A 19,697-nucleotide genomic window follows, 5' to 3' on the forward strand; every position below is an offset into this window, starting at 1 on the left:
ATGGTGGAAAGTTGCCACCTCCATGCGCCACTTGGCGGATCAGCCGGAAGGATCGCCCCAAAGCGCATGATGTGGGTCCAGAACCCGGACCACCTCGCTCGGTGATCCGTCGGACTCACCAGCAGGGATATTCCTGTAGGCCTTCGCTTGAAGGGCTTTGATTGGCGGCGGGTCCACGAAGCCAAACCGCCGTCGATATCGGGGATAACGCTTGCGATTTCTCGTCGTTGAGGCGCGCTGTCAGCGCCAACCATCCCACTCAGACATTCATCGTCAATCGTGGATCGTGGATCATTGTCTGCTTGCCGGTGTCATATCAATTAGCCGCGATCCTCACAAATGTAACCCGGCTGTTGAGATTATTTCGGCTGTGAAAGGGCGGAAAAAGCCTTATCACCCCTACACAAAGCGGCGGCTAAGGGACGTCGCCTCAAAACAAGGGGAGGAAGATGAAAAAAATCGTAGGCAATGTGAGTCGCCGCGCCATTCTGAAGGCTGGTGCCATCCTCAGCGGGGGTATCGTCGCTGGCGGCATGCCGTTGTCGCAAGTCATTTGGGCGGCCGAAGGCAAAGTACTCAAGGCGCGTTCCCCTCGTGACATCGTCACGTTCGATCCCGGCTTCTTCGCAGGTGTAAGCGATATCGTGGTGATGAGTTGCATTTATACAAAGCTCGCGCGTTACAAGGCGGGTACCGAATGGGGATGGGAGCTAGAGGCGGCGGAAAAGATCGAGCAGGTCGACCCGACCCATGTCCGCTTCCATCTGAAGAAGGGCATCAAGTTCACTGGCGGTCATGGCGAGATGACTGCGAAGGACGTCAAGTTCTCCTTTGAGCGCGTCATCAAGCATAATTCGCCGGTGAAGTCCGATTGGGGTTCGCTCGACCGCGTCGACATCGAGGATGATTACACCGGAGTCATTGTGTTCAAGAGTCCTTACGTGCCTGTTTGGATGATGAGCCTTCCCTTTGATGGCCATATCGTTTCCGAGGACGCGGTAATGAAGGCGACCAAGGACGGAGGTGATTTCGGCTTGAAGCCGCCGGCTTTCTCCGGCCCGTATGTGGTCGCCGACTGGAAGGCGAACCAGTATCTGCTCTTGACGCGCAATCCGGATTGGTCAGGGCCGAAGCCGGGCTTTGATGAAATCCGCATCCTGCCGATCAGCGACATCAAGACGGCGGAACGCGCCTATCAGGCGGGCGATATCGATTTCACCCATATCAGTCTGGATTCGCTCGCGATGTTCAAGGACGCGCCGCTCGCCGACAGCATGATTGAGGAAAAGCCCTCGCTGGATTACGTCTGGGTCGGCATGAATATGGATCACCCCAAACTGAAGGACATCAACGTCCGCAAGGCAATCCAATGGGCCATCAATGTGCCGCAGATCCTGGACGCTGCCTATGCGGGTCACGCTGTCGTCGCAACAGGCACCATTGCTCCGGGCCTTGTCGGGCATCGCGACAAGGCCCTCGTCCCGCCGGAGGGCGATCTCGCAAAGGCGAAGGAGTTCCTGGGAAAGGCCGGTGTGAGCGATCTGAACTTGACCATCGATTGCCTGAACGACAGCACTAATTCGACGATCGCTGGGATGGTGCAGGCGCAATTGGCACAGATCGGCATTACGGTCGAGGTCAATACCCAGGATTCTGGCTCTTTCTGGAGCCTAGGCATGGAATCTGAAGGCGAGCGCTGGAAGGACATACAACTCTTCCTAATGAAGTTTGATGGTTTTCCGGATCCGTCTCCTGCAGTTGGCTACTTCGTGAGTGGTCAGGTCGGCGTATGGAACTGGCAGCGATTCCGCAGCGACCGCTTCGACGAGCTGAACGACAGAGCAGTCACCATCAACGACCCGAAAGAGCGGGCAAAGCTCTACTACGAGATGCAGGACATCATGGAGCAATCCGGCGCATTCCGTTTCCTGACCCATGGAGGTGCACCCCTCATGTATCGCACTACGCAAACGAAGGCCGCAACCCGCCCGGACGGTATCCCGCTATACGTCGATTTCAAGCCGGCTTAGACTTAGCTGAAGCTAGCTAGCAATGTGGCTCTATTTCCTCAAACGGATAGCCCTCGCGATTGCAATCATTGCAATCGCGGTGACGCTACTGTTCCTTATGATCAGATTAGTGCCTGGCGATCCCGCTGCGGCTCTTCTTGGCCCACGGGCGACGCCAGAGATGAAAGCGCTGCTGCATCAGCAGATGGGGCTGGATAAGCCGCTCGTTCTGCAGATCGTCACGTTCTTCGGCGGGCTGCTTCATGGCAATCTCGGCTTTGACGTGTTCAGCCAGAGGCCTGTTGCCGACATCGTCTTCGAGCAACTGCCCTATACGATCGAACTCATCCTGGTCTCGATCTTCTGGGCAGTCGTGATAGCAGTGCCGCTCGGCTGCTACTCGGCGATGCGGCGCAACTCCGTGATCGACCAGGTCGTTGGGGTCGTGGCGGTCGCCACGATCGCCATTCCGTCCTTCGTCATGGCAGTCTATGCGCTGTTGATTTTTGCCGTGACTCTGCGCTGGTTGCCAGCGATCGGAGCCGGCAATGGATTCTGGGATCCACTTATCTATCTCATCCTCCCAGCATTTGCCATAGGGATAGGCTGGGTCGGCTACATTTCCCGATTGGTGCGCGCATCCATGCTCGAGATTCTAGGTGAAAACCACATACGCATGGCTCGCTCCTTCGGGATCTCGGAATGGCGCATCGTTGCGCGTTACGCGCTGCCGCTCGCGATCCTGCCGACCGTGACCATACTCGGGGTAGGCATCGCGTGGCTGCTTTCGTCCGCTGTCTTTATCGAGGTGGTCTTTGCGAGACCTGGCGTCGGCTCGTTGATTGTGAACGCGGTCAATACGCGCAACTATCCGATTGTGATGGGCGTCGTCCTCGTCACCACGTTCCTTATCGTTGCCGCTACGACGCTCTCGGATCTTGTCAACGCATTCCTCGATCCGCGAACCCGGGAAAAGCTCTGACATGGTAGGCGTTCAAGCCATCTCCCCAGAAGCCCACGAGGCCATGGATATCGGCGCCTTTCGCAGCTTCCTGCGGCAATTGCGCAAGAACCGTCTGGGCGTGCTTGGAGCCGTGCTCGTCGTGCTCGTGTTCGCGAGCACGATCTTCGCTCCGCTGATTGTCACGCACGATCCGACCCGGATCATGGTCGGGCCGCGTCTGGCCGCGCCTTCACTGGATTTTCTACTGGGTACGGACCAACTGGGCCGCGACACGTTTTCTCGCACCGTCATGGGGGGCCGCATCCCGCTCCTCGTTGCTTTCGCCTCTCTCGGCAGTTCATTGGCAGTCGGCCTGGTCCTTGGTTTGATCGCGGGCTTCGGTCCGCGTTGGCTCGACAATTTGCTCCTGCTTTTCTTCGATACGATCAGGTCGTTTCCAAGTATCATTTTTGCGCTGGCCATGATCGCGCTTCTGGGACCAAGCCTGGCGAGTGTCATTCTAGTCATCGCAATAACGTCCATGCCCATTTACGCGCGTGTCGTGCGCACCCAGACAGAAGCGCTGCGTAGCAGTGAGTACATAGCCGCAGAGCGTAGTATGGGCGCCGGCACGACACGCATTCTCGCCGTGCACATAGTGCCCAATGTCCTCGGCCCGCTTCTCATTCTAGTGAGCATGGACGTACCGGCCGTCATCGCCGTAGAGGCCGGTCTCAGCTTTCTCGGCATGGGCGTGCGACCACCAACGCCCGATTGGGGAGCTATCCTCAACGATGGTTATAGCTACATCAACCAGACACCTTGGCCGGTCATTGCCGGCGGCATTCCCCTCGTCCTGGCAACGCTTGGCTTCACGTTCCTGGGCGAGGCGCTGCGCGACATATTCGATCCAAAATTGCGGAAAGATTTATGAGACGCGAGGATCCGAAACAGCAAACGTCCGCCCGGCCGCTTCTTGAGATCCGTGACCTAAATGTCGATTTCGGCACATCGCGTGGGCGCGTCCATGCCCTGCGTAACGTTTCTCTCGACGTGCCAGCCGCACAGGTGGTTGGCATAGTCGGCGAAAGCGGATCCGGGAAGTCGACGCTCGCCTATACGGTGATGGGCCTCCTTTCTGAAAACGCGGATGTCACAGCCGGCAGCATCCTGTTCGAAGGTAGAGACCTGCTCAAAATGCCTGCTCAGGCGCGTCGGAGCCTGCTTGGCGATCGTCTCTCCATGATTTTTCAAGACCCGATGACCGCACTCAATCCCGTGCGGACTATCGAGAGCCAGATGATCGATATTCAGCACCACGAACAGGGAAGCCGGAGCGAAAAGCGCGCTCGTGCCCTCGAGATGCTTCACCGGGTCGGAATTCCCGATCCCAAAAGCCGTATCGGCGCCTATCCGCATCACTTCTCTGGCGGAATGCGTCAGCGCGTTTGCATTGCCATGGCGCTGCTCGTGAAACCAGCGCTCCTCGTCGCCGACGAGCCAACCACTGCGCTTGACGCAACCCTGGAAGTGCAAATCATTCATTTGCTCAAGGAGCTGCAACAGGAAATCGGGTGCTCGATTCTCTTCGTCTCCCACCACCTCGGAGCGGTGGCTGAGTTGTGCGACCGGGTCGCCGTCATGTATGCGGGCGAAGTAGTGGAGCAGGGGGCCGTAAGGGACATCTTTCACAATCCTGCCCACCCCTACACGCGCGCGCTGCTTGAGTGCGATCCCGGACGGATCAAAAAAAGCACGCGCACTTTGCCGACCATTCCCGGCGAAGTGCCCAGTCTCCTCGGCAGCAAGGTGGGATGTATTTTTCGCACACGCTGCCGACAGGAATTCAATCGCTGTGTGCAAGAGAACCCGATCGAGTACCGCATCGGTGTGGACCAAGTCGCCCGATGCCACCTCCTCGGTGGAAAGCGGCTGGTGTCGGCATGACTGCGCTACTTCGCGTCCAGGACCTCCGCGTCCGCTTCCGCACCATGGGTCCGCTGAAGGCGCTCGCGACGGGGACGATGGCGCCTTTCATCGACGCAGTCTGCGGTGTCTCCTTTGAAATCGACAAGGGCGAGACACTCGCCCTTGTCGGTGAAAGTGGCTCAGGCAAATCCACCATCGCGCGCACGATCATCGGCTTGCAGCGGGCTGTGAGCGGCAGCATCAGCTTCGATGGACGCGAAATTGAGGAACTCAGCGGGGCCGAACGCCAGCCGTACTTGCGGCGCATGGCGATGATGTTTCAGGATCCCGTCGGATCACTTTCGCCCAGGCTAACCGTTCGATCGCTGCTATCCGAGCCCTTACGCATCCATGGGTTAAAACGTCGCGATGCTGGCGGCGAAGCCGAGCGCCTGCTTGGGATAGTGGGCCTGCCGGCGGATTTTGCTCGCCGCTATCCCCATCAGCTTTCCGGAGGTCAGGCTAGGCGCGTTGGTATCGCGCGTGCTCTTGCGCTGAATCCAGACCTACTTATTGCCGATGAGCCGACCGCAGGCCTCGACGTTTCGGTGCAAGGCGAGGTGCTCAATCTTCTCGCGCGGCTGCAAGACGAACTCGGGATGGCCATCCTGATCATCACTCACAATCTTAACGTGGTGCGTCACATGACCGATCGTATGGCGATCATGTATCTAGGCCGCTTTATTGAGGTCGGCTCGACCGAGCGTATCTTTGAATACCCGCGTCATCCCTACACCGAGGCGCTGCTTGCGGCCAATCCCGAGCCTGATCCGGATGCGGTGCTCAATAGGATCGAGCTCAAGGGTGAGGTGCCGAGCCTGATGAAGCGGCCATCCGGCTGTGAGTTCCACACCCGTTGTCGGTACGCGCAGGACATCTGCGGCCGCGTCTTCCCTGAACCATCAACGAGCCCAGATGATACGGAGCACACCTTCAGATGCCATTCCCCCCTGGGGCGCATGGCAGCTGAAAAATCGGCGCACGGATCGGCCGTTGTGAGTTCGACTTGAAGCAGTGCGACTCACACTATTCGACGTCGCGACCGTTTGTATGGATCTGAAGGGAGAGGTATTTTAAATGACCGTTACAATGAAGAACGATGGTGGCTCGGCAATTCGCACGGCTCCTCAAGATGTGAACGCGGCGGTTCTCACCGGCAGCAATGCTGGGGCATCCGTGAGCACCACGACAAGGGACGCCCATGCGCCGCAGCCGGGGTTGCAAGCAGGTCCACGCCGGGTGCGCGACATCGAGAACATATGGATTCCGATGTCCGATGGCACGAAGCTTGCGGCCCGCATGTGGCTGCCGGAGGATGCCGAGGAAAATCCGGTGCCAGTGCTCCTGGAGTATATCCCCTACCGCAAGCGTGATGTGACGCGGCTTCGCGATGAGACTATGCACCCCTATTTGGCATCCCACGGGTATGCCTGTGTGCGAGCCGACATTCGAGGATCGGGCGATTCGGAGGGATTGCCGCAGGACGAATATGTCAAACAGGAGCAGGACGACGGGGTCGAGATCATCGCGTGGCTCGCCAGCCAACCCTGGTGTACCGGCAAGGTCGGCATGTTCGGGATTTCCTGGGGCGGCTTTAGCGCGCTCCAGGTGGCTGCCCGGCGTCCACCTGAGCTCAAGGCGATCATCACAGTTTGCTCTACCGACGACCGCTATACCGACGACGGGCACTACACTGGTGGTTTGATCAATGATGCGACGCTCGGGTGCGACTGGGGCGTCCGTTGGGCCGCTTATCCTGCACGCTCGCCCGATCCGGCAATCGTTGGGGACCGCTGGCGCGACATGTGGATGCAGCGTCTCAATAACCTAGACTATTACCCTGTGAACTGGCTTACCCACCAGCACCGCGATGCGTTTTGGAAGCATGGGTCAATCAGCGAAGACTATGGCGCCATTCAATGTGCCGTCTACGCCGTGGGTGGTTGGACGGATCCCTATCGTTGCACAGTTGCCCGCATGCTTGCCAACCTCAAATGCCCTCGCAAGGGGCTCGTCGGCCCCTGGGGTCACCAATACCCAAACACGGGCGATCCCGGCCCGGCGATAGACTGGCTCACCCAATCGTTGCGTTGGTGGGATTACTGGCTCAAGGATATTGACACCGGCATAGTGGCCGAGCCGATGTACCGGGTCTGGATGCAGGAAGAGCCGACAATGCGCGGTGTGCGCCAGAATCCCGGACGGTGGGCGGCCGAGGACATTTGGCCGTCGCCGCGCGTCACGCCGCGCCATTTCTATCTCACCAAAGACGGGCTGGAGAGCAATGCCGGCGCCGAAACCGCACGTGTTCTCAAGTCTTTGCAGACAGTGGGAATAACGGCGCCCCGTTGGCATCAGCATGACATCGACAGGGAGACGCCGACCGATCAGCGAGTTGACGATGGACGCTCACTGACATTCGATTCGGAGCCTCTCGACGGGAATTTCGAGATTCTGGGCCAGCCGGTGGTCACTCTCGACCTGACGGTCGACAAGCCGGTTGCAGCCCTGGCCCTCAGGCTCAATGAAGTCGAGCCCGACGGCTTGTCGAAGCGAGTCACTTATGAGGTGCTAAATCTGACCCACCGGAACAGTCATGAGTTACCCGAACCGCTGGAGCCCGGCAAGCGTTATCGCATCCGCATTCCGCTGCAGGATTGTGCCCATGTCTTCAAATCCGGCAGACGTATCCGAATTGCAGTGTCGGCTAGCTATTGGCCGGCCTTCTGGCCGTCGCCGGAGCCGGTGACACTGACGGTTTATGCCGGTCAGTCGGAGCTCGAACTGCCCGTGCGACCGCCGCGCGCCGAGGATGCGAACCTGAAGCCCTTCGGTCAGGCTTTCGTGCCCGAACCCGTCTCTGGCCGAACGGTCTTGGAGGAAGCACCTGCGCCGACCAGAATCCATGAATGGGACGTCGCAACCGACAAACTTACGACACGTACCCTCATCGACCGCGGACGTCACAGGATCGACGCGATCGGCACGGAAATATCGCAGACAACAAGCGAAGTTATGGAAATACTTGACCGTGATCCGACAAGCGCCAAAGTCGAGGCGCAATATGTTGACACGATGAGACGCGGTGACTGGGACATCCGTGTGGAGAGCCATCTGCGTTTGAGCATGACGAAGGAGAACTTTCTGTTTGTGGGTCAGATTAAGGCCTTCGAAAAGGACGCGGAAGTCTTCACCAAGACCTGGGATCGTACCATTCCGCGTCTGCTTGTCTGATCCACGTCGTCGGTGCTGAGAGTCCTCTCTGATTGGGGTCGTGGTGGTCAAGGTGCTCCTGCACTTTTTCTCGGACCGTTCCGCGGGTCACTCGCTTCTCTTCGCGGTCGGCGCTTGAGCCGCCGCATGATGGGATTAGGAGAGCGAAACGTCTCAATCTGGTTCACGACCTTGCGAACCTTGGTTCGGCAGGTTCAGGACTCTCAACGAGATCGCCTCGCCCATCGTCCCCACGGAACGATCCGGCCATCGCCCTTTCGGGCGAAAGCATTGTTCGTGTTCCTTGCTCCTTTAATCTATCTCGGTCACAGTGCCAGTGCGGCAGACTCCTTTCCAAAGCGGAACTCGGTTGCGTCGGCCCACATGCGGTGCAGGATGACGCCCAGTTTGCGGGCCACCGCCACGCCGGCACGCGCCATGCCGCGGCGTCTGGCGATGTTCATGCCCCAGGCGCGCAAGCTCGACCATTTCTTCGAGCGCACGAGCAGCGAATGCGCCGCCTCTTAGAGGGCGGTGCGGGCGAGTTCGTCGCCGCAGCGGCTGACCTTGCCCTGGACGTCGGTCTCCCCCGACTGATAGCGCGCCGGCGTCAGCCCTAGATGCGCCCCCACCGCCCGCGAAGAGCTGAACCGCTCCGGCCGGTCAACGGTGGCGCGGAAGGCGAGCGCAGTGATCGGCCCGACGCCCGGCGCGCTCATCAGCCGCCGACACACTTCCTCCTTGCGGACGATGTGGAGAACCTGCTTGGTCAAGCGGGCGAACTCCTTCAGCATGACGCTGAGGATCGCAAGAAGCGGCTCGACCATTGCCATCACCTCGGCGCCAGCCAGGTCGCGCACGCGATCAGCAAAGGCGGTGCGCGACGGTGTACCGAGCTTGACGCCGGTCTCGCGTAGCATGGCGCGCACAACATTCTCGATGCTGCGCATCTCGTTCAGCACCGTGCGGCGGGCAACCAGCAGCGCGCGCCACAACCGGCATTGCCGGCTCTTGACATGCACCTGCCGGTAACCAGCCGGTGCGCATGATCTGCGCCAGCGCGCGGGCATCGTTGCGATCGGTCTTGTTCGGCATCGTCTTCATGGCCGCATTGGCCTGGCGTGTCTCGATGCAGATCGCCTGCAGGCCTTCGGCGCGCAATCCGTCGTGAAGCCATGCCGTCAGCGAGCACGCTTCCAGGCCGAGGCGCTCCAGCGGAAGCCCGACTTTGCGCAGCGCGTTGATCAACGCCTCCGGCTCGCTCGCCGCACGTATTTCCTTGACGATCCGGCCGCTCTCCTCGACCACGCAGATCGCAGTCTCTTCCAAAGACACGTCCAGTCCGGCAAAATACTTCATGGCTGCTCCTTCCCGATGTTTGTGGCGAATCAACATCGACCTCGTTCTCACATCTCGACAGGAGCAGCCGCCCTTATCCGGGCTCGGCAAAGACCCCAATCACCCCATCTGTTTGGTTGGTTCAATGCATTCTGCGCATCAAGAGACTGCTCATGGCGGCGTGGATCATGGTTTCGGAGACGTCGATGCGTCGTTCGCAGTGCGCGCACGAGGCGGCGCCAGTTGAGAACCTCGCGCAGGTCAACGCTCAGCCCCGCCTGGCCGGCTTCCGCAGCAGCGTGCAATTCGCTCCCATTCCTCACTGGTGAGATCGGTCGGATAGCGTTTCGTCTTTCGCCCGATTCGGGCCATCCGGCCTCGCGTCTCTTGTCTCCACATACATAGCCGTAATCAAAATTCGATCGCGCAGGGAATCAAGCGGACTCTTACGCGGCAGGGGAGCCACACCGTGACAAAATTTTTTGATTTTGGAAATGAGCCCCGCCAGGACGAGCTTTCAAGCTTGGTTGCAAAAGAGGTCCAGCGCGTTCTGGCTCAGCACGAGGAGGTTATGAAGGAACGCAGTTCAATCGCATCGCACATCGGGACGGGCAATACCGCTGCCGCCGATTTACTTTCTGCACCGCCCCAACAAACCATTCATGACGATTTGACCGCCCTGGCGTCCCAAGTTGTTCGCAGGCTCGCAGCCGAAGCAGTGGGTCGTTCCAATGAAAGCGCCGATGAAGCGGCTCCGCTCGCGGTTCGAATCGAGGGCGCGCGTGGGTACGCAGTGCTAAAAGCGCGAGATCTGCAAAGCGATTGCCTGCGAATTGAAGACTTGGCGGGTCGGGTTGCAGGGCCAACCTAATCTGGAACAGCGCTTCGGCATACCGCGATCGACACATTTTACAATACGTGAAAGTTGTCCGGATTGCCTTATTTGTATAGTTTGTACTGCTCGTGCAATATCTATTGCATTTTGTGGCATAATCACAACGGTCTCAGATATAGCTCAGGACGTTGCGTTGTATATATTGAATATTCAATGTGATAGATAGCGTAAGACTGCGAAGAAGCAGCGCAATGCGCATCTTTTTCGATCGTGGGGATGGGGAGGGATGCTGTCTTTCAGCAATGACACCCTGGCCCTTTTTTTAATCCTTTGAGTGGAGATCAAAATGAACATCAACAGCCTTCTTCTCGGCTCCGCTGCGGCCTTGGCTGCGGTCACCGGCGTTCGCGCGGCCGATTCCGTTACTGTCGCCGAGCCGGAACCAGCTGAGTACGTCAAGATTTGCGACGTCTATGGCGCCGGATATTTCTACATCCCTGGCACCGAAACCTGCCTCCGTATCGGTGGCTATGTCCGCTAGGATGCTTCGGTCGGTGAGGAAGGCTCGTACGATGGCCGTCGTGCTGTTGGCCATGAGGACGGCAGCATCAACGACACCTGGCACAAGAAGGGCCGCCTCTCGCTGAAGATCCTGGACGGGTCAGGAAACAGAGCTCGGCACCCTGAAGACCTACACTCAAACCAACTTCAACTATTCCGACGGCAGTAACAGCAGTACGCTGAACTTTGCCTGCATTCAACTCGGTGGCCTGCGAATCGGTAAGGACAAATCGGCCTTCGACACGTTCAGCGGCTACGCTGGCAACGTCATCAACGATACGCTGGTTCCTTATGGCGATTTCGACACCAACGTCGTGCAGTATTATTTCGACGCCGGCAATGGCTTCTCGGCCGTGGTCTCCCTCGAAGAAGGCTCTGGCGCGGTCGGCACGATCGACAGCTACGTTCCGCATGTCGTCGGTGGCGTGAAGTACACGCAGGGCTGGGGTGCGATCACCGGCGTCGTTGCCTATGACAGCAACTATGAAGAAGTGGCCGGCAAGGTTCGCCTGGACGTGACCCCGGTGCAGAACCTGGCACTGTTCGTTATGGTCGGCTACGGCACAGACGACAACCTCTCGGATCCGACCTATGCAATCCCTGCCGGCGGCCGTGGCTTCTACAAGCAGTGGGGCGGCAACTGGGCAATCTGGGGCGGTGGCACCTACACCATCAACGAAAAGACCTCGTTCAATGCCCAGCTCTCCTATGACGAGGACAAGAACTTCGGCGTTGCGGCGAATATCGCCTACGACATCGTTCCGGGTCTCACAATCACTGCCGAAGTCGACTACATCAACGAAGGCAACTCCAGCTGGACTGGTATTCCGGCCGGTGACGATAGTGCGATCGGCGGCTTCCTCCGCTTCCAGCGCTCGTTCTGACGGATCGAGCATTGAACCATAGCGCCCGTCGCGATTGCGTGCGCTAGACCCCGTCCGTCCAGCCTGTGTTGGCTAAGCGGGACGCCAAAAAAGGGGATCATCGGCGGCTCCTTCCAAAGTACCTAGGTCCGCACCTCCGGGACCGATGCCTGCCGCCGATGCGAAGGGCGCCCTTGACCAAGGCGCCCTTCATTCTAGAGCGTCGAGCATTCTGACTATATCGAAGCGATTGCCGTTGTGTAGCAACGACTGCTGTCAGAAAATCTGGATTTGAATATCACGTCGGGGGATGTTGTTGTCTACAGAGCGGTACAGCGGCTTGGGACTTCCACTGTCATTCCTCGTTCTTGATTGCTGAAACGGAAGACGAAGGTGGTTGCCGGAGAACCGAATGACGTGCGATTGAAAAATGCTGACAGCCAATGGATTGTCCAGGTCGTCGAAATGGCAGAATAACTCGGCATTTATTCGACGCTCAAGCCCGTTGCCGAGAGTTACGCTGAAGGCCAGCGAATTAGGCTCGGCCTGCCTGGAAGGCCACCGATCAGTTGACAAGCGTTGAACCTGGACTAGGAGGAGAACCCCGGTGGACGAGCGCCCTAAGAGGCTCCGCGAAACACCAGACTTCATCTCAACGATGTTCTCGACCTCGCCGAGTCTCCGATCGCGGTAGGCTTCCGCATGAAGATGATCGCCGCCGGTTACGAGGATGGCAACGACGCCAACCGGCTGCGTTCCGACCCGGTCTTCAAGATGGCCCAGGATGCGCCCCCTTCGGGTCGGGATCTGGCGTCGCAATCGACGATGTGTCGGCTGGAGAACCTACCCGATGTGCGCTCGCTGGCCATGGGCCGGACGATGGTCGACCTCTACTGCGCCTCCTTCCGGCAGATTCCGAAGCGGATCGTGCTCGACTCGACGACACGTTTGACGCCGTGCACGGCAACCAGCAGCTCCGCCTCTTCAATGCCCATCACGACGAGTACGGCTTCCAGCCGATCGTTGTGTTCGATGGCGACGGCCGGTTCGTGGCTGCTGTCCTGCGACCGGCCAAGCGGCCAAGTGGGGCTGAGATCCGCGCTCACCTGCGCCGCCTGGTGCGGGCGATCCGGAGCAACTGGCCGAACATCCGGATCCTGATCCGGGCCGACGGTCACTATTGCAGCCCGCTGTCGTCGGCATTTGGCCCCACCCGAACGGTGCCGACCCGGCAAAGCCGGCCGCCCGTGCTCGTGACCGTCAAGGACAAGTCGCTTCGCGATGGGCTGCAGGCCATCCTTGACCGTCACTGCGCGCGGCGGCCAGTTCGAAGCCAGGTCGGCACGAGGAGATGGTCGCCAATCGGCAGAACGAGGAGATGAGAAACGAACCAGGAGCAAGCTTGACAATCATCGCCCCATACAGGTGTAGCTCGGCGGCAGCGAAGCCGCTCGCGAGCGCGGGCACGCGCGTGCGCGCGGGTGGTATCTATAGTGGCGTTGCGTGAAGGTCAGATGGCCTGCTGATTGGCGGGCTTAGCGGCTTCGCGCAGGCGCTTCCATTGCCAGGACAGACTTCGTGCAGACGCGAGGTGGGAAGATCCGCAATGCGGGCCAGGACGTCGGCAAGCCAGGCTTCGGGTCGACGTCGTTGAGGCCTGCTGTGGTGATGAGGGTAAGCATGACAGCGGCGCGGTCGGCGCCCCGCTGGGAACCGGCGAAGGTCCAGTTGCGTCTTCCCAGAGCAACGCCGCGCAACGCTCTTTCGGCCGCGTTGTTGCTGAGGCAGATCCTGCCGTCCTCGATGAAGCGGGCGAAGTCGGCCCAGCGCCTGAGCATGTAGTTGTCATCTCTGCCGGTTCTCGCTACCAACATAAGCTATGCGAACGAAAACGGTATACCGGAACATTCAACGGCTCTTGCCGACCTTCGAAGCAGCCGCCCGAAATCAAAGCTTCACTCTGGCGGGTGAAGAGATCGGCTTGAGCCAAAGCGCCGTCAGCAAACAGATAAGGGAGCTTGAAAGCCGCCTTGGTCAGCCAATTTTCGTCCGCGCGCACAAACCGGTCAGCTTGACCCCGGCTGGTCACAGACTTCTCAGAGCATACAGCCTTGCGGCTTCCCAAGTGATGGATGCGCTAGAGGATCTCCTGCAAGAAAGCTCTAAAAAACAGATCGTCCTTTCGACTTCCACGGCAAACGCGGCATTTATGCTATTGCCGCGCGTCGCGGAGGTGCGGGAATGCTTCCCTGGCGGCGAGATCTTTGTGGTGACATCGGATCCCCAAGGGATTGAAACCGCCGGCCAGATAGATCTCGTACTTTCATTTGGCAAACCGGATTTTTCCGATTTCAAGATCCGTCCGTTGTTTCGAGATATATTGGCTCCGGTTTGTAGTCCCGAGTTCATCAATAAAACGGGACCCCTGCGGCACGTTGATGATTTGTTGAGGTGCGAGCTCTTGTATATGCAGGCTCAGCACCCTTCTTGGATTGGCTGGCGCCAATGGCTGAGACATTTCTCGTTGGAACTCCCAAAGAACCACCAGCCAATGGGTTTCAACAACTACTACAATACAATTCAGGCCTGCTTGGCTGGGCAAGGGGTGGCTCTTGGCTGGCTTCGTCTTTTGGGCGACCCGCTGAGTAGCGGCCAGTTGGTGACACCGCTTCCAGAGTTTGTAGAGACAGAAGACCAGTACCATCTGGCTTGGCCTGCGAATCGGCGTCCCAATTTTGCAATCGAACCATTTGAGCAATGGCTCTGGCGGCGATACGGCGGGGATATTTTTGGCTTCATTGCGTCTGAAACCGAGAGACTTAGCCGCCCGGCGACCTCGGGGTGAGGGCTGGATGGCCCCTTCATGGCTGCTAAATCGGCAACTGTCTCTGCTTAATTGGGCCGAGCTCGCGTCCAGGTAATAGTTCGTGCCGATTGGTTCAATCGCTACTGAGATCTTCCCGACCACAAGCAGGACATCGGGTGCCAGCAGGAATGTACCCGGAGCAGCATTCGCTCCGGACCGTGCGTTATCGACCCCATGAATTCCTCCAGGGAATGCAAGGGGGTGTCATCTTTCATTTGCTTCAACGGTCACTAAGCAACATCCTAGTGAGGAAGGGGGCCGGTTCGGCACCTTCGGAGAAAGACATACGAATGCGCAATATCTTCACTTTCGGTCACCGTCCGGCTCAGCGAAATTGGACCGTTGCAGATTTGCGCGCCAACAAAGGAAAGTTGCAGCTAACCGAAGTGACTGCAATGAATGGCGAACAGGCAGCGCGGGCTGCCGCCGCCGGGATTGATACGATCATCACCCGCAGTCAAATGTTGAAGGAAGTACGCGAGGCGGCTCCAAACACATTCATCACCGCGGCTCTCATGCTCGTCGATCATCCGACCGAGAACGACGTTCTTGAAGGCGCAATGCGGGCGATGGATCAGGGTGCAGATGCGTTATATACAACCCGCAGCCTCGCCACCATCAGGATGTTAGCCGGTCTCAATTTTCCAGTCATGGGCCATCTCGGGTTAGTACCGCCTTACAGCACCTGGATTGGAGGGTTGCGAGCCTACGGTACAACTGCGGATGAGGCGGTCAAACTAGCGGAAGAGTTTCGCGCTATGGAAGAAGCCGGAGCATTCGCCGTCGAGGTCGAGTTGGTCCCTCAGCAGGTGCTAGAAGAGATCAACAAGCGAACTAGCTTGATTACCTTCTCAATCGGCTCTGGTTCCGGGGGGGACGTGACATTTCTCTTTTCCGAGGACATTTGCGGCGAAACAGCAAATCCGCCACGGCATGCCCGCGCGTACGGCAATGTACTTCGCCTACAGCAGCAAATCGAGCTGGAACGCTCAAAGGCCCTGAACGCGTTTCAGTCGGCAGTGCGCGACGGCTCCTTCCCTTACAAGGACGTCTCCATCTCGTTGAAAACTAATGAGCTTGAAGTCTTCCGAGCTCGGCTGGACGAGACGTGCTCGTCCTGCTCGCAAAGCAAAGGATGACGGGAAATGACACTAGAGAGCACAAAACCAGAAGTGACCGTTCCGGGAAAATCGACCTGGAACTATCACCCGGATCTCCCGCTGCAGGACCGTTCACTGTTTAACGTGAAAGGTGGTCCGATCGCTGGGCTCACGTTATTGTGGAATTCCTGGCTTCCAATATCGGATCGGCTGCTTGTTCTCGGCGTGTCGTTTTTGACATGGTTCTACCTGTCACCTTCATTGGAAACAGCGCGAAACTTCGCCTTTAATTGGATCGCGGCCGTTTATCTGCGCAACGTTGCGCTGATGGTCCTGGTGGCAGGAGGGATGCATCTTTATCTCTACACATTCAAAAGGCAAGGCAACCATTTTCGTTATGATGCCCGTCCATTCCAGAGGAAAAACTCCCTTTATACATTCAATAATCAATTCCTGGACAACGTCTTTTGGTCGATTGCCAGCGGGGTGACGATTTGGACGGCGTATGAAGTTGTTGGCCTGTGGGTATACGCTAATGGATACGTACCAATCTTGAATTTTTCTGATCACCCTGGCTGGTTTATCATTTGGTGTGTCTTTCTACCAATCTACGGCGTGTTCCATTTTTACTGGATACATCGCCTGCTGCATTGGGGGCCGCTATATAATCGCGTCCATTCTCTGCATCATCGAAACGTAAATGTCGGCCCTTGGTCGGGCATGTCGATGCACCCAGTCGAGCATATCGGCTATCTGAGTTCCGTTCTGATCCATGTGGTGATCCCCTCCCATCCCATACACTTCATCTTCCAGCTGCAGCAAAAGGTACTTCTCGCCATAACTTCGCACGCTGGCTACGAGACCGTGACCGCTGGAGAAGACAGCGATGCTGGACTGAAGGTAGGGGACTTTTTCCATCAACTGCACCACCGTTACTTTGAGTGCAACTACGGGGAGCCCGAGGTACCCTGCGATAAATGGTTCGGCACTTTTCATGATGGCACGGAAGAGGCTACGGCTCGCACGCGGGCCCGCTTGAAAGAAATGAGGAAAAAGTAATACGCCAGGCATGCGCTTCTGGTTGCATAATGTTTCTGATAAATGTCCGGGAAGGTCGCCATGATCAAGATCACTTACGTTGAACATAACGGCAGGGAGCATCTTGTGGATGTTCCTCGTGGCGCCACGGTCATGGAAGGGGCCCGAGACAATGGCATCCCAGGTATCGAGGCAGATTGTGGCGGGGCGTGTGCTTGCGCAACCTGTCACGTCTATGTCGATCCAAACTGGGTGGGAAAGCTTCCCCCTAAGGAGGCGATGGAGCAGGACATGCTCGACTTCGCCTACGAGCCCGATCCGGACCGTTCGCGGCTGACCTGTCAGATTAGGGTCAACGATGCATTGGAAGGACTAATTCTTCACATGCCCGAAAAGCAGGCCTGAGTTCTCAGACGACCGTCGAAGCACGGGAAAGTTGGTCCGATTTGCGGAGGGAATTGTGATGACCGGCTTTGTAATTGTCGGCGCCGGGCAAGCCGGAGCATCGCTTGCAGCGAAGATGCGGGCCTTGGGTTTCGGTGGGCCCGTAACGCTTATTGGCGAGGAGCCCGCGCCACCCTATCAACGGCCGCCACTGTCCAAGGGCTACCTTCTTCGAGAAATGGACCTAGAGCGCCTCTACCTTCGCGCGCCCTCGTTCTGGAAAGAGAATGAAATCAATCTCAAACTGGGCGCACCCGTTACGTCGATCAATCGTTCAACCAAGGTTGTGCGGGTGGGCGATCAGTCAATCCCTTATTACAAGTTGGCGCTGACAACGGGCTCTCGCCCACGACAGATGCCGGCGACTGCAGGGAGCTCTTTGAAAGGCGTGTATACCATCCGTACACTCGCCGATGTCGACGCCATGGCCGCGGAATTCCAGCCTGACCGGAAGTTACTCATCGTCGGAGGCGGGTATCTAGGACTCGAGGCCGCCGCCGTCGGGGTGAAACTTGGGCTCGGGATTACACTTATTGAAATGGCCCCTCGGATTCTCCAGCGCGTTGCCGCCCCGCTAACGTCGGATTATTTCCGTAACTTGCACTCCAACCACGGCGTTGAAATCCTCGAAAATACAGGACTCGACCGTCTCACAGGCAGAGGCCGCGTCTCCGGCGCAGTGCTCTCCAATGGCATGAAGATTCCGGTCGACTTCGTCATAGTTGCTATTGGGGTGGCCCCTAGAACTAGCATTGCTGAGGAAGCGGGCCTTGAGATCGATAATGGCATTCGAACCGACGGCCAGGGCTGCACTTCGGATCCTAATGTTTGGTCAGCCGGTGAGTGCGCGTCCTTTCCCTACGAGGGCAGGCGCATTCGACTAGAAAGCGTTGGCCACGCGATCGACCACGCCGAACTGGTCGCCGGAAACATGCTTGGTGCATCCGAGAACTATAGGGCGAAGCCTTGGTTCTGGTCGGATCAGTATGACATCAAACTGCAGATAGCGGGGTTGAACACTGGCTACGACCAGATCGTCGAACGGAGGGTCGATCATGAACGGTCACGGTCGATCTGGTACTATAAGGAGGGTCAGCTCCTAGCTGTCGATGCAATAAATGACCCACGCGCCTATATGGTCGGCAAGCGGATCATAGAAGCTGGGCAGACCGTCGCACCTGAGCACGTCTTGGATACTTCAAAGGATGTCAAAACTCTTCTCTCAGGGGCAACCAAAGTTGCAACCGTTTGCGACCTGAAGCGGCTCACGCGTCGGCATCAAAAGAACGGGCACCCTACGAGCTCACCTGACAGATGAGAATTTTGCAGTTCCAACAGGTGGCTCCTTGCGCTCAAATGAGGGGAGATCCGATCACGCTAAGTAGCTGACCTCGTGAGCTTCGGATCTTGTCAGGTTAGCGCTAACACCAAGGGAGAACGTGGATGCGATCGAATAGTTGGGCGGGGCTGCAGAAAGCTCTAATGTTAATGTTTAGTGCCACGGCTTTGACGGCGGCTGTTGCAGATGAATTGCCCGGTTCAGGGGTTACCGTCCAGCCTGCCGATCAGAACTATGTCAGTGAGTGGTTTCAAGGCGACCTGGTCAGCCTAGGGCTCAAGGACCTCGGTTATGATGTGCGGGAGTCCGCTTCCATGCAGATGCAGGCAGCCTTCATCTCGGTGGCCACCGGTGATGCGACCTACTACCCCGCCTATTGGAATCCTCTCCATAAGTCATTCTTTGAACAGGCAGGCGGCGAAGCGAAACTGCAGCCGGTGGGCACTCTGGTGACCAACTCCATTCAGGGTTACCTGATCGACAAGAAGACTGCCGATACCCATAAAATCAAGACAATCAACCAGCTCAAAGATCCAGCGATCGCCAAACTGTTCGATATTGACGGCGATGGGAAGGCTGACCTTTATGGCTGCGACCCTGGCTGGGGCTGTGAACGGGTTATTGAACACCAACTGGACGCTTACGGTCTGCGAGACGCAGTGCATCACTTGCAGGGCAGCTATGAAACGATCATTGCCGATGCGATCGAGCGGATCAAGGCAGGTAAGCCTACTTTATACTATGCTTGGACGCCGAATTGGTTGAGCGCTGTCCTGCGGCCAGGCCACGAAGTGGAATGGCTGACGGTCACGTCCACGGCGCTGCCAGACGATCAAATTGGTGCTGTCACCGATGTGGCGGGCATCGGCAATATCGGGTTTCCGGTGAACACTCAGCAGGTGATCGCTAATACTGATTTCCTAAAAAAGAATCCGGCTGCACGCAAGTGGTTCGAGCTGGTGGCAGTTCCGATTGAAGATGTCAATGCCGAGAATTTGCTTGAGCACGAAGGAAAAAACTCGTCGGCCGATGTACTTCGTCACGCGGAAGAGTGGAAGGAGAAACATAAGTCGCAATGGGGCGCCTGGATCGCAGAGGCCAAGGCCGCTGCAAAATAAGACACGTTTGATGCGTAAGCGAGACACATTGAACCTGCTGAACGCCTAGCAAGCTCACCACC

At 57.8% G+C, this 19,697-nt stretch carries 13 protein-coding genes and 5 pseudogenes; 15 read left to right on the forward strand and 3 right to left on the reverse strand.

Annotated elements, in window-relative coordinates:
- The first annotated feature begins 449 nt into the window (after window positions 1-449).
- The 6 genes from NKH16_RS24095 (at window position 450) to NKH16_RS24120 (ending at window position 8,154) form a co-directional block, all read left to right on the forward strand.
- Window positions 450-2,030, forward strand: a complete 1,581-nt coding sequence (locus tag NKH16_RS24095; protein WP_352902119.1) for an ABC transporter substrate-binding protein — start codon at window positions 450-452, stop codon at window positions 2,028-2,030.
- Window positions 2,031-2,052: 22 nt separating this feature from the next.
- The gene (locus NKH16_RS24100) at window positions 2,053-2,991 is read left to right on the forward strand and encodes an ABC transporter permease (RefSeq protein ID WP_352902122.1); all 939 of its coding nucleotides are present in this window, start codon (window positions 2,053-2,055) and stop codon (window positions 2,989-2,991) included.
- Window position 2,992: 1 nt separating this feature from the next.
- Window positions 2,993-3,886 (forward strand): ABC transporter permease, encoded by an 894-nt coding sequence (locus tag NKH16_RS24105; protein ID WP_352902124.1) that lies wholly within the window; start codon window positions 2,993-2,995, stop codon window positions 3,884-3,886.
- On the forward strand, window positions 3,883-4,899 hold the full coding sequence (locus tag NKH16_RS24110; RefSeq protein WP_352902126.1) for an ABC transporter ATP-binding protein: 1,017 nt from the start codon (window positions 3,883-3,885) through the stop codon (window positions 4,897-4,899). The genes NKH16_RS24105 and NKH16_RS24110 overlap by 4 nt, the downstream gene beginning before the upstream one ends.
- Window positions 4,896-5,930, forward strand: a complete 1,035-nt coding sequence (locus NKH16_RS24115) for an ABC transporter ATP-binding protein (RefSeq protein ID WP_352902129.1) — start codon at window positions 4,896-4,898, stop codon at window positions 5,928-5,930. The genes NKH16_RS24110 and NKH16_RS24115 overlap by 4 nt, the downstream gene beginning before the upstream one ends.
- Before the next feature lie 67 nt (window positions 5,931-5,997).
- Window positions 5,998-8,154, forward strand: a complete 2,157-nt coding sequence (locus NKH16_RS24120; protein ID WP_352902131.1) for a CocE/NonD family hydrolase — start codon at window positions 5,998-6,000, stop codon at window positions 8,152-8,154.
- A 305-nt stretch (window positions 8,155-8,459) separates the two neighbouring features.
- Here the strand turns inward: NKH16_RS24120 and NKH16_RS24125 are convergent.
- Together NKH16_RS24125 and NKH16_RS24130 are read right to left on the reverse strand one after the other, a co-directional pair.
- Window positions 8,460-9,492, reverse strand: a pseudogene (locus NKH16_RS24125) (IS110 family RNA-guided transposase).
- Window positions 9,493-9,695: 203 nt separating this feature from the next.
- A pseudogene (locus NKH16_RS24130) lies at window positions 9,696-9,870 on the reverse strand (IS5/IS1182 family transposase); the annotation flags it as partial.
- 70 nt (window positions 9,871-9,940) lie between these two features.
- On the opposite strand from NKH16_RS24130, the gene NKH16_RS24135 reads away from it, so the two are divergent.
- The 3 genes and pseudogenes from NKH16_RS24135 to NKH16_RS24145 all read left to right on the forward strand — a co-directional run.
- Window positions 9,941-10,342 carry a hypothetical protein gene (locus tag NKH16_RS24135; RefSeq protein ID WP_352902133.1) on the forward strand — a complete coding sequence of 134 codons (402 nt, stop codon included), beginning with the start codon at window positions 9,941-9,943 and terminating at the stop codon, window positions 10,340-10,342.
- A gap of 310 nt (window positions 10,343-10,652) precedes the next feature.
- Window positions 10,653-11,751: pseudogene (locus tag NKH16_RS24140) on the forward strand (porin).
- Between the two features lie 669 nt (window positions 11,752-12,420).
- Window positions 12,421-12,920, forward strand: a pseudogene (locus tag NKH16_RS24145) (transposase); the annotation flags it as partial.
- 320 nt (window positions 12,921-13,240) lie between these two features.
- Here the strand turns inward: NKH16_RS24145 and NKH16_RS24150 are convergent.
- Window positions 13,241-13,574: pseudogene (locus NKH16_RS24150) on the reverse strand (IS66 family transposase); the annotation flags it as partial.
- A gap of 74 nt (window positions 13,575-13,648) precedes the next feature.
- Here NKH16_RS24150 and NKH16_RS24155 point away from each other — a divergent pair.
- The 6 genes from NKH16_RS24155 to proX all read left to right on the forward strand — a co-directional run bounded on the left by NKH16_RS24155 (window position 13,649) and on the right by proX (window position 19,635).
- On the forward strand, window positions 13,649-14,575 hold the full coding sequence (locus NKH16_RS24155; RefSeq protein ID WP_352902136.1) for a LysR substrate-binding domain-containing protein: 927 nt from the start codon (window positions 13,649-13,651) through the stop codon (window positions 14,573-14,575).
- Between the two features lie 311 nt (window positions 14,576-14,886).
- A complete protein-coding gene (locus NKH16_RS24160) occupies window positions 14,887-15,735 on the forward strand; it encodes a 3-methyl-2-oxobutanoate hydroxymethyltransferase (RefSeq protein WP_352902138.1) in 849 nt (282 codons plus the stop codon).
- 6 nt (window positions 15,736-15,741) lie between these two features.
- Window positions 15,742-16,755, forward strand: a complete 1,014-nt coding sequence (locus NKH16_RS24165) for a sterol desaturase family protein (RefSeq protein ID WP_352902141.1) — start codon at window positions 15,742-15,744, stop codon at window positions 16,753-16,755.
- A gap of 60 nt (window positions 16,756-16,815) precedes the next feature.
- Window positions 16,816-17,139, forward strand: coding sequence for a 2Fe-2S iron-sulfur cluster-binding protein (locus tag NKH16_RS24170; protein WP_352902144.1), 324 nt, complete (start codon window positions 16,816-16,818; stop codon window positions 17,137-17,139).
- Between the two features lie 58 nt (window positions 17,140-17,197).
- Window positions 17,198-18,496, forward strand: a complete 1,299-nt coding sequence (locus NKH16_RS24175; protein ID WP_352902147.1) for an NAD(P)/FAD-dependent oxidoreductase — start codon at window positions 17,198-17,200, stop codon at window positions 18,494-18,496.
- A 125-nt stretch (window positions 18,497-18,621) separates the two neighbouring features.
- Complete coding sequence (gene proX / locus NKH16_RS24180) at window positions 18,622-19,635, forward strand: glycine betaine/L-proline ABC transporter substrate-binding protein ProX (RefSeq protein ID WP_352902150.1); 1,014 nt, start codon at window positions 18,622-18,624, stop codon at window positions 19,633-19,635.
- Window positions 19,636-19,697: the final 62 nt, after the last annotated feature.

This window comes from Mesorhizobium sp. M1307 (assembly GCF_040318155.1).
In the GTDB taxonomy this organism is placed as follows: Bacteria; Pseudomonadota; Alphaproteobacteria; order Rhizobiales; family Rhizobiaceae; genus Mesorhizobium.

What these genes read in the sequence shown, in the direction of transcription:
- NKH16_RS24095 (WP_352902119.1), top strand. Translation starts at nt 450, where the DNA reads ATGAAAAAAATCGTAGGCAATGTGAGTCGCCGCGCCATTCTGAAGGCT.
- NKH16_RS24100 (WP_352902122.1), top strand. Translation starts at nt 2,053, where the DNA reads ATGTGGCTCTATTTCCTCAAACGGATAGCCCTCGCGATTGCAATCATT.
- NKH16_RS24105 (WP_352902124.1), top strand. Translation starts at nt 2,993, where the DNA reads ATGGTAGGCGTTCAAGCCATCTCCCCAGAAGCCCACGAGGCCATGGAT.
- NKH16_RS24110 (WP_352902126.1), top strand. Translation starts at nt 3,883, where the DNA reads ATGAGACGCGAGGATCCGAAACAGCAAACGTCCGCCCGGCCGCTTCTT.
- NKH16_RS24115 (WP_352902129.1), top strand. Translation starts at nt 4,896, where the DNA reads ATGACTGCGCTACTTCGCGTCCAGGACCTCCGCGTCCGCTTCCGCACC.
- NKH16_RS24120 (WP_352902131.1), top strand. Translation starts at nt 5,998, where the DNA reads ATGACCGTTACAATGAAGAACGATGGTGGCTCGGCAATTCGCACGGCT.
- NKH16_RS24160 (WP_352902138.1), top strand. Translation starts at nt 14,887, where the DNA reads ATGCGCAATATCTTCACTTTCGGTCACCGTCCGGCTCAGCGAAATTGG.
- NKH16_RS24165 (WP_352902141.1), top strand. Translation starts at nt 15,742, where the DNA reads ATGACACTAGAGAGCACAAAACCAGAAGTGACCGTTCCGGGAAAATCG.
- NKH16_RS24170 (WP_352902144.1), top strand. Translation starts at nt 16,816, where the DNA reads ATGATCAAGATCACTTACGTTGAACATAACGGCAGGGAGCATCTTGTG.
- NKH16_RS24175 (WP_352902147.1), top strand. Translation starts at nt 17,198, where the DNA reads ATGACCGGCTTTGTAATTGTCGGCGCCGGGCAAGCCGGAGCATCGCTT.
- proX (WP_352902150.1), top strand. Translation starts at nt 18,622, where the DNA reads ATGCGATCGAATAGTTGGGCGGGGCTGCAGAAAGCTCTAATGTTAATG.